General features: G+C 70.6%; 8 protein-coding genes. All 8 read left to right on the top strand.

The window, feature by feature from the left end; genetic code table 11:
- Positions 1 to 238 precede the first annotated feature (238 nt).
- The 8 genes from ACQRUO_RS36445 (at position 239) to ACQRUO_RS36480 (ending at position 9,634) form a co-directional block, all read left to right on the top strand.
- Positions 239 to 1,159, top strand: a complete 921-nt coding sequence (locus tag ACQRUO_RS36445) for a TetR family transcriptional regulator (protein ID WP_428320469.1) — start codon at positions 239 to 241, stop codon at positions 1,157 to 1,159.
- A gap of 378 nt (positions 1,160 to 1,537) precedes the next feature.
- A complete protein-coding gene (gene ccrA, locus ACQRUO_RS36450) occupies positions 1,538 to 2,875 on the top strand; it encodes a crotonyl-CoA carboxylase/reductase (RefSeq protein ID WP_428320462.1) in 1,338 nt (445 codons plus the stop codon).
- A 1-nt stretch (position 2,876) separates the two neighbouring features.
- Positions 2,877 to 4,931 carry a protein meaA gene (locus tag ACQRUO_RS36455; RefSeq protein ID WP_428320463.1) on the top strand — a complete coding sequence of 685 codons (2,055 nt, stop codon included), beginning with the start codon at positions 2,877 to 2,879 and terminating at the stop codon, positions 4,929 to 4,931.
- Complete coding sequence (locus tag ACQRUO_RS36460; RefSeq protein ID WP_428320464.1) at positions 4,928 to 5,887, top strand: HpcH/HpaI aldolase/citrate lyase family protein; 960 nt, start codon at positions 4,928 to 4,930, stop codon at positions 5,885 to 5,887. Before ACQRUO_RS36455 ends, ACQRUO_RS36460 begins: the two co-directional genes overlap by 4 nt.
- Positions 5,888 to 5,920: 33 nt before the next feature.
- A complete protein-coding gene (locus tag ACQRUO_RS36465; RefSeq protein ID WP_428320465.1) occupies positions 5,921 to 6,424 on the top strand; it encodes a MaoC family dehydratase in 504 nt (167 codons plus the stop codon).
- Positions 6,425 to 6,542: 118 nt separating this feature from the next.
- On the top strand, positions 6,543 to 7,745 hold the full coding sequence (locus ACQRUO_RS36470; protein WP_428320466.1) for an acyl-CoA dehydrogenase family protein: 1,203 nt from the start codon (positions 6,543 to 6,545) through the stop codon (positions 7,743 to 7,745).
- A gap of 319 nt (positions 7,746 to 8,064) precedes the next feature.
- On the top strand, positions 8,065 to 8,757 hold the full coding sequence (locus ACQRUO_RS36475; protein ID WP_428320467.1) for a phosphatidylserine decarboxylase: 693 nt from the start codon (positions 8,065 to 8,067) through the stop codon (positions 8,755 to 8,757).
- Entirely contained in the window at positions 8,744 to 9,634 is an 891-nt protein-coding gene (locus tag ACQRUO_RS36480; protein WP_428320468.1) for a CDP-alcohol phosphatidyltransferase family protein, read from the top strand. Before ACQRUO_RS36475 ends, ACQRUO_RS36480 begins: the two co-directional genes overlap by 14 nt.
- Positions 9,635 to 9,691: the final 57 nt, after the last annotated feature.

Genomic DNA, 9,691 nt, shown 5'->3' on the forward strand with positions numbered 1-9,691 from the left:
GGGGACCGCCGACAGGGGCCCCTTTGTCCTGCCCACACCCGAGGGCCGCCCCGCGCCCGGCACCCCCGGCCGCCCGCTGCCCGGCGAGGTGCGCCAGCCGCTGCGGCCGGTCTGGGGCAACGGCGCGGTCTCCGCCCGCTGGCCGCGTCCGGCGGTCAGTCCGCAGGCGGCGCCGGTGCGGCGCCCGGTGCCCCGAACGGCGCCGGGCGCGATCGGCCAGGCGTGTAGCGTTCCGACCATGGACCGGGAACAGTCATCCGTCGAACAGGACGCACGTCCGACCGCCGAGCAGGGGCCGGGCAGCCGCCGGGCCGCCGCCCAGCGCCAGCAGATGCGGCAGGACCTCGCCGCCGCCGCGATGGAGCTGTTCGCCGGACAGGGGTACGAGGAGACGACGGTCGATCAGATCGCCGCGGCCGCCGGGGTGGCCCGGCGCACCTTCTTCCGGTACTTCCGGTCCAAGGAGGAGGCGATCTTCCCGGACCACGACGACACCCTGGTCCGGGTGGCCGACCTGCTGGCCAGCGCCGAGCCGGAGGAGCACCCGCTGGACGTGGTCTGCCGCGGGATCAAGGAGGTGCTGCACATGTACGCCTCCACCCCGGCGGTCTCGGTGGCGCGGTACCAGCTGATCCGCCAGGTGCCGGCGCTGCGCGAGCGGGAGATCGCGGTGGTGGCCCGCTACGAGCGGCTCTTCACCCGCTACCTGTTGGGCCGCTTCGACGCCGCCGTCGCGGCGGCGCCGGACGGGGCGCGCGACGGGGCCCGGGAGGGCAACCGGCTGGCCGAGGTCCCGGCGGGCTGGCAGCTCGGCGGGGACGACGACTCGATGCTCGCCGAGGTGTCGGCCGCCGCGGTGGTCGCGGCCCACAACCACGTGCTGCGGCGCTGGCTGCGGGCCGGCGGGTTCGGGGACGTGGAGGCGCAGCTGGACCACTCCTTCGAGGTGATCCGGAACACCTTCTGGGCCACCCCGCCGCGCGGGGTGCGGCGCCGTGGCGCAATCGTGACACCCGGTGCCACCGATGAACCGGTGGAACTGGCAGCCGCCAGCGCACTGAGTGCCACCCCGGGCGGTGAGGTCCTCATCACAGTGGCCCGCACCGACGCCCCGCTGGACCTCGTCCTGGACAGCATCAAGGCTGCGCTCAGTCGCTGAGTCGAGGCCGAACTTCCTTGAAATCGCAGGCCGCAGGGCCCGCTCCGGAGATGCGGAGCGGGCCCTGCGGCGTTTTCGACCTGCTTTTCCGGCCCTCCCGGGCGACCCGCCGAGCCGGCTCCGTACCAGTCCGCAGCTAGCGCGACGATGGAGAAATGCTGGCACCGGGTGTCTTTACGAGTGGCACAGGGTGCCAGTAGCTTGTTACCCACCAGTCAGCGGCGCCGCGGCTCCCCACCTCGGCGCGCCGTCGTCCGGCGTCCCCACACCAGGGGGACGAACACTCCACCCAAGAACCCCCTTGCGAAGCCGGTGTCCGCTCCCGGCTCCCCCAGACGCCCTGTGCGCCCTCACACAGGTACGCCTTCGGAGGCAGCCATGAAGGAAATCCTCGACGCGATCCTCAGCACCGACAGCACCACCGCGGACTTCGCCGCGCTGAAGCTGCCGGAGTCCTACCGGGCGGTCACGCTCCACAAGGACGAGGAGCAGATGTTCGCCGGCCTGGAGAGCCGCGACAAGGACCCCCGCCAGTCGCTCCACCTGGAGGACGTGCCGCTGCCCGAACTGGGCCCGGGCGAGGCCCTGGTGGCCGTGATGGCCAGCGCGGTCAACTACAACACCGTCTGGTCCTCGATCTTCGAGCCGGTCTCCACCTTCGGCTTCCTGGAGCGCTACGGCCGCCTCTCCCCGCTGACCAAGCGCCACGACCTGCCGTACCACGTGGTCGGCTCCGACCTGGCCGGCGTGGTGCTGCGCACCGGCGCCGGGGTCAACGCCTGGAAGCCCGGTGACGAGGTCGTCGCCCACTGCCTGTCGGTCGAGCTGGAGAGCCCCGACGGCCACAACGACACGATGATGGACCCGGAGCAGCGGATCTGGGGCTTCGAGACCAACTTCGGCGGCCTGGCCCAGCTCGCCCTGGTCAAGACCAACCAGCTGATGCCCAAGCCCAAGCACCTCACCTGGGAGGAGGCCGCCTCCCCGGGCCTGGTCAACTCCACCGCCTACCGCCAGCTGGTGTCGCAGAACGGCGCCGGCATGAAGCAGGGCGACAACGTGCTGATCTGGGGCGCCAGCGGCGGCCTGGGTTCCTACGCCACCCAGTACGCGCTGGCCGGCGGCGCCACCCCGATCTGCGTGGTCTCCAGCCCGCAGAAGGCCGAGATCTGCCGGCGGATGGGCGCCGAGGCGATCATCGACCGCTCCGCCGAGGGCTACAAGTTCTGGAAGGACGAGAACAACCAGGACCCGCGCGAGTGGAAGCGCCTGGGCGGCAAGATCCGCGAGCTGACCGGTGGCGAGGACGTCGACATCGTCTTCGAGCACCCGGGCCGGGAGACCTTCGGCGCCAGCGTCTACGTCACCCGCAAGGGCGGCACCATCGTCACCTGCGCCTCCACCTCGGGCTACATGCACCAGTACGACAACCGCTACCTGTGGATGTCGCTCAAGCGGATCGTCGGCTCGCACTTCGCCAACTACCGCGAGGCCTGGGAGGCCAACCGCCTGATCGCCAAGGGCAAGATCCACCCGACCGTCTCCAAGGTCTACTCGCTCGACCAGACCGGCCAGGCCGCCCTCGACGTGCACCACAACAAGCACCAGGGCAAGGTCGGCGTCCTCTGCCTGGCCCCCGAGGAGGGCCTGGGCGTGCGCGACGCCGAGTTCCGCGCCCAGCACGTCGACGCCATCAACCGCTTCAGGGACATCTGAGATGACTGACAGTCAGCAGCCGAGCGAGCCGCGCAAGCGGGACCGCCCCTGGCTGATGCGGACCTACGCGGGGCACTCCACCGCGAGCGACTCCAACGCGCTCTACCGGCGCAACCTGGCCAAGGGCCAGACCGGCCTGTCGGTCGCCTTCGATCTGCCCACCCAGACCGGCTACGACGCGGACCACGTGCTGGCCCGCGGCGAGGTCGGCCGGGTCGGCGTGCCGGTCGGGCACCTGGGCGACATGCGCACCCTCTTCGACGGCATCCCGTTGGAGCGCACCAACACCTCCATGACCATCAACGCCACCGCGATGTGGCTGCTGGCCATGTACCAGGTGGTCGCCGAGGAGCAGGGCGCCGACATCGCGCAGCTGACCGGCACCACCCAGAACGACATCGTCAAGGAGTACCTGTCCCGCGGGACGCACGTCTTCCCGCCCGGGCCGTCGATCCGGCTGATCACCGACATGATCGCCTACACGGTGGCCAACATCCCCAAGTGGAACCCGATCAACATCTGCAGCTACCACCTGCAGGAGGCCGGCGCCACCCCGGTGCAGGAGATCGCCTTCGCCATGTGCACCGCGATCACCGTGCTGGACGCGGTGCGCGACTCGGGCCAGCTGCCGCCCGAGCGGCTGGGCGAGATGGTCGGGCGGATCTCCTTCTTCGTCAACGCCGGCGTGCGGTTCGTCGAGGAGATGTGCAAGCTGCGCGCCTTCGGGCAGCTCTGGGAGAAGGTCACCCGGGAGCGGTACGGGATCGAGGACCCCAAGCAGCGCCGGTTCCGCTACGGGGTGCAGGTCAACTCGCTCGGGCTGACCGAGGCCCAGCCGGAGAACAACGTCCAGCGGATCGTGCTGGAGATGCTCGCCGTCACCCTCTCCAAGGACGCCCGGGCCCGGGCCGTCCAGCTGCCCGCCTGGAACGAGGCGCTCGGCCTGCCCCGACCGTGGGACCAGCAGTGGTCGCTGCGGATCCAGCAGGTGCTCGCCTACGAGTCGGACCTGCTGGAGTACGGCGACCTGTTCAACGGCTCGCACGTGATCGAGGCCAAGACCGCCGAGCTGCTGGCCGGCGCGGAGGCGGAGATCGCCAAGGTGCTGGAGATGGGCGGCGTGATCCCCGCCGTCGAGTCCGGCTACCTGAAGTCCGCGCTGGTCGCCTCGCACGCCGAGCGGCGGGCCCGGATCGAGAGCGGCGAGGACAAGATCATCGGGGTGAACTGCTTCGACACCACCGAGGAGAACCCGCTCACCGCCGACCTGGACTCCGCGATCATGGTGGTCGACCCGGCCGCCGAGCAGGGCGTGGTCGACGCGCTGGCGGCCTGGCGGGCGCAGCGCGACGAGGCCGCCGCCCGGGCGGCGCTGGCCGAGCTCAAGGCGGTCGCCGCCACCGAGGCCAACCTGATGGCCGCCACCCTGGCCTGCGTGCGGGCCGGGGTGACCACCGGCGAGTGGGCCTTCGCGCTGCGCGACGTGTTCGGCGAGTACCGGGCGCCCACCGGGGTCGGCGGCGCGCCGGTGGCGGTGGTCGCCGAGCCCGGCGGCGAGCTGGCCGCGGTGCGCGCCGCGGCCGCCGCCACGGCCGCCGAGCTGGGCTGCGCCAAGCTGCGCCTGCTGGTCGGCAAGCCGGGCCTGGACGGGCACTCCAACGGCGCCGAGCAGATCGCGGTGCGGGCCCGGGACGCCGGCTTCGAGGTGGTCTACCAGGGCATCCGGCTGACGCCGGAGCAGATCGTCGCCGCGGCGGTCGCCGAGGACGTGCACTGCGTGGGGCTGTCCATCCTCTCCGGGGCGCACCCCGAGCTGGTTCCGGACGTGCTGACCCGACTGCGGCGGGCCGGGGTGGAGGATGTCCCGGTGATCGTTGGTGGCATCATCCCGGCAGCGGACGGCGAAGCGCTCAAGGCCGCCGGGGTCGCCGCCGTGTTCACCCCGAAGGACTTCGGCATCACCACCATCATCGGCCGGATCGTGGACGAGATCCGGCTGGCCAACCGGCTGGACCCGATCCTCGCCCCCCGCACGGAAGAGACTCTCGCATCATGACGGTTAACCGACTGCGCCCGCGCCGCTCCTGCCTCGCGGTGCCCGGCAGCAACCCGCGCTTCCTGGAGAAGGCCCAGGGCCTGCCGGCCGACCAGGTCTTCCTGGACCTGGAGGACGCCTGCGCCCCGCTGGTCAAGGAGAGCGCCCGGCACACCATCGTCGACGCCCTGAACAACGGCGACTGGGGCAACAAGACCAAGGTGGTCCGGGTCAACGACTGGACCACCCACTGGACCTACCGCGACGTCATCACGGTGGTCGAGGGCGCCGGCCAGAACCTGGACTGCATCATGCTGCCCAAGGTGCAGGACGCCGAGCAGGTCCGCGCGCTGGACCTGCTGCTCACCCAGATCGAGAAGACCATGGGCTTCGAGGTCGGCAAGATCGGCATCGAGGCGCAGATCGAGAACGCCAAGGGCCTGATCAACGTCGACGCGATCGCCACCGCCTCGCCGCGGCTGGAGACCATCATCTTCGGCCCGGCCGACTTCATGGCCTCGATCAACATGAAGTCCCTGGTGGTCGGCGAGCAGCCGCCCGGCTACGGCGCCGACGCCTACCACTACATCCTGATGCGGATCCTGATGGCGGCCCGCGCCAACGACCTGCAGGCGATCGACGGTCCCTACCTGCAGATCCGCAACCAGGAGGGGTACCGCGAGGTGGCCCGCCGCTCGGCCGCGCTGGGCTTCGACGGCAAGTGGGTGCTGCACCCGGACCAGGTCGCCGCGGCCAACGAGATCTACTCCCCCTCGCAGGAGGACTACGACCACGCGGAGCTGATCCTGGACGCGTACGACTGGTGCACCTCGGAGGCGGGCGGGTTCAAGGGCTCGGCGATGCTCGGCGACGAGATGATCGACGAGGCCAGCCGCAAGATGGCCCTGGTGGTCTCCGGCAAGGGCCGGGCGGCCGGCATGCAGCGCACCTCGAAGTTCGAGGCTCCCCAGTCCTGAAGCCCCTCCTGTTCCGCTAGGAGTCACCTGATCATGCAGTTCGGACGCACCTACGAAGAGTTCGAGGTCGGCGCGGTCTACAAGCACTGGCCCGGCAAGACGGTCACCGAGTACGACGACCACCTCTTCTGCCTGCTGACCATGAACCACCACCCGCTGCACATGGACCGCAACTACGCCGAGCGGACCACCGACTTCGGCCAGAACGTGGTCGTGGGCAACTACGTCTACTCGCTGCTGCTCGGCATGTCGGTGCCGGACGTCTCCGGCAAGGCGATCGCCAACCTGGAGATCGAGTCGCTGCGGCACATCGCCCCGACCTTCCACGGCGACACCATCTACGGCGAGACCACGGTGCTCGACAAGTGGCCGTCCAAGTCCAAGGACGACCGCGGCATCGTGTACGTGGAGACCAAGGGCTACAAGCAGGACGGCACGGTCGTCTGCATCTTCCGCCGCAAGGTGATGGTGCCGACCGCGACCTACATCGAGGCGCGCGGCGGCGAGCAGCCCGGCCGGCCCACGCCGCTTTCCTAAGACCCCCGGTCAGCGGCCGCCGTCATCGGCCGCTGCCCGGTCCCGGGGCCCCGCGGATGTCACGCTCCGCGGGGCCCCGAACCCCCACCCTCATGCCTGAAAGACAGGGAGCCGCACGATGGGACGCCTCGCACAGACCGACGGCCTCACCGAGATCCAGCGGGACATCCTCGCCACCGTGCGGGACTTCGTCGACAAGGAGATCATCCCGGTCGCCACCGAGCTGGAGCACCGCGACGAGTACCCGACCGCGATCGTCGAGGGGATGAAGCAGCTCGGCCTCTTCGGCCTGACCATCCCCGAGGAGTTCGGCGGCCTCGGCGAGTCGCTGCTCACCTACGCCCTGGTGGTCGAGGAGATCGCCCGCGGCTGGATGTCGGTCTCCGGGATCGTCAACACCCACTTCATCGTCGCGCACATGATCAACGCGCACGGCACCCAGGAGCAGAAGGACTACTTCCTGCCCAGGATGGCGGCCGGCGAGCTGCGCGGCGCCTTCTCGATGTCCGAGCCGGCGCTGGGCTCCGACGTCTCGGCGATCAGCACCAAGGGCGTCAAGGACGGGGAGTTCTACGTCCTGAACGGCCAGAAGATGTGGCTGACCAACGGCGGCACCTCCTCGGTGGTCGCGGTGCTCTGCAAGACCGACGAGGGCGCCAGCACCCCCTACCGCAACATGACCACCTTCCTGATCGAGAAGACCCCGGGCTTCGGCCCGAACGAGACGGTGCCCGGCCTGACCGTGCCCGGCAAGATCGAGAAGATGGGCTACAAGGGCGTCGACACCACCGAGCTGGTGCTCCAGGACGTCCGGATCCCGGCCGACCGGATCCTCGGCGGGGTCCCCGGCAAGGGCTTCTACCAGATGATGGACGGCGTCGAGGTCGGCCGGGTCAACGTGGCCGCCCGCGGCTGCGGGGTGGCCCGCCGCGCCTTCGAGCTGGGCATCGCCTACGCCCAGCAGCGCACCACCTTCGGCAAGAAGATCGCCGAGCACCAGGCGATCCAGTTCAAGCTGGCCGAGATGGCCACCAAGGTCGAGGCCGCGCACCAGATGATGGTGATGGCCGCCCGCAAGAAGGACAGCGGGGAGCGCAACGACCTGGAGGCCGGGATGGCCAAGTACCTCGCCTCCGAGTACTGCAAGGAGGTCGTCGAGGACGCCTTCCGGATCCACGGTGGTTACGGCTTCTCCAAGGAGTACGAGATCGAGCGCCTCTACCGCGAGGCCCCGATGCTGCTCATCGGTGAGGGCACTGCGGAGATCCAGAAGATGATTGTCGGCCGGCGCCTGCTGGAGGAGTACAAGCTCGCCGAGTAGGGCACACCGCAAGGTGGGCCACCGGGCCCCGACGCGCCCTCGGGGACGTGCCGGGGCCGTCGCCGTACCCGCGCCGCGGGCTGAGAGATGGCTCACTGATCTTGACCGGTTTCTTGGGGAACCGCGGACCGGCCAGCTACGGTCGTACACATAGCGCGTGCGCTCCGGCACGGCAGGAGACAGTTGGAAGAGCAGGCGGGTTGCCCACCTACCGCCTGCTCCCGATAGCATCCACCGGGACAGCAGCTGTCCCCTTTATCACCCGATCCCCGCGGTTGGTCCCCGTGCAGGCCAAGATCCCCCGCGACAAAGGTCTTCGATGCCCATCAGCCCGTCCCCTCACCACTCCGTCACGGAGCGCGATGCCCTCGCTCCCGAGACGGCCGGCCGGCGACCCCGCGTGACCATCGCGCGCGGAGCCACCCCCTGGTTCGTCCCGACCCTGGCCACCGCGGCCCTGACCACCGCTCTCACCAAGCGGAACGGCAAGTGGGCCATCGCGGCGGTACCGGCCTGCGCGCTCAGCGCGGGCATGCTGTGGTTCTTCCGCGACCCCGAGCGTGAGATCGGCGCCGGCCGAGTGATCTCGCCGGCCGACGGCGTGGTGCAGAGCATCGACGCCTGGCCGGACGGGCGCACCCGCGTCGCGATCTTCATGAGCCCGCTCAACGTGCACGTCAACCGGGCGCCGCTGCCGGGCACCGTCACGTCCGTCGAGCACATCGCCGGCGGCTTCGTGCCCGCGTTCAACAAGGACAGCGACCGCAACGAGCGGGTCGTCTGGCACTTCGACACCGAGCTCGGCGACATCGAGATGGTGCAGATCGCCGGGGCGGTGGCCCGCCGGATCGTGCCGTACGTGCCGGCCGGCACCAAGGTCGAGCAGGGCGAGCGGATCGGCCTGATCCGCTTCGGCTCCCGCGTCGACACCTACCTGCCGCCCGGCGTCGAGGTCGGCGTCGAGGTCGGCCAGAAGACGACGGCGGGGGTGACACGCCTTGACCGTGACTGATCCCGAGACCCTGGTGGGCCTCGGCGACTCGGAGGAGACCGAGTTGCGCCGGCGCCGCTGGGCGCGCGACCGCGAGCTGCGCGCGCCGCGTTCACCGCAGACCCTGTCCACGGCCGACTTCCTGACCCTGGGCAACGCGGTCTGCGGCTTCCTGGCGATCTACTCGATCACCACCAACATGCTCATCCCGCACATCAACGGCACCGGCGACGGCACCAGCGGCATGGTCCGGCACGGCGCCGCCACCGCGGTGACCCTGCTGCTGCTCGGCTCGATGTGCGACCTCTTCGACGGCCTGGTGGCCCGCAAGCTGCGCTCCTCGGCACTCGGCGCGGAGCTGGACAACCTGGCCGACCTGATCAGCTTCGGCATCGCGCCCGCCTACTTCGTCGCCGTCTGGGGCATCGTCGGCGGCCCGGGCACCAGCCAGGGGCTCTCCGCGTTCATCGCGCTCACCGTGCTGCTCGCGGTGGTGCTGCGGCTGGCCCGGTTCTCCGCGGTCAAGATGCGACCCGGCGTCTTCCAGGGCATGCCGTGCCCGATGGGCGCCATGACGGTGATCGCCATCGTGCTGCTCGACCCGCCGTTCCTGGCCGGCCTGCTGGCCATCTTCGGCGTGGCCTACCTGATGGTCAGCCGGGTCGAGTACCCCAAGCCGCAGGGCCTGCTGGCCACCGCCACGCTCGGCTGGATCGTGGTCTCGATCGGCTGCCTGGCCTCCTGGGCCGCGGGGATGCCCGGGGGCGACGTGCTGATGCACATCGGCGCCGTGGCCCAGATCGCGCTGGCCGCGATGGCCCCGCTGCTGGTCATCCGGCGCAAGGTCGGCGAGAAGGTCGGCGACGTCCGGGCCCGCCGCGCCGAGTCGCGCGGCTGAGCCTGCGAGGCGCGTGCACGAACGCCGCGGCCCCCGCACCCGATGGGTGCGGGGGCC

Origin of the sequence: Kitasatospora sp. LaBMicrA B282, assembly GCF_050325825.1 — a bacterium.
Lineage (GTDB): Bacteria > Actinomycetota > Actinomycetes > Streptomycetales > Streptomycetaceae > Kitasatospora.

Coding starts and splice junctions, on each gene's coding strand:
- ccrA (WP_428320462.1), top strand. CDS start 1,538: ATGAAGGAAATCCTCGACGCGATCCTCAGCACCGACAGCACCACCGCG.
- ACQRUO_RS36470 (WP_428320466.1), top strand. CDS start 6,543: ATGGGACGCCTCGCACAGACCGACGGCCTCACCGAGATCCAGCGGGAC.
- ACQRUO_RS36465 (WP_428320465.1), top strand. CDS start 5,921: ATGCAGTTCGGACGCACCTACGAAGAGTTCGAGGTCGGCGCGGTCTAC.
- ACQRUO_RS36475 (WP_428320467.1), top strand. CDS start 8,065: ATGCCCATCAGCCCGTCCCCTCACCACTCCGTCACGGAGCGCGATGCC.
- ACQRUO_RS36460 (WP_428320464.1), top strand. CDS start 4,928: ATGACGGTTAACCGACTGCGCCCGCGCCGCTCCTGCCTCGCGGTGCCC.
- ACQRUO_RS36445 (WP_428320469.1), top strand. CDS start 239: ATGGACCGGGAACAGTCATCCGTCGAACAGGACGCACGTCCGACCGCC.
- ACQRUO_RS36455 (WP_428320463.1), top strand. CDS start 2,877: ATGACTGACAGTCAGCAGCCGAGCGAGCCGCGCAAGCGGGACCGCCCC.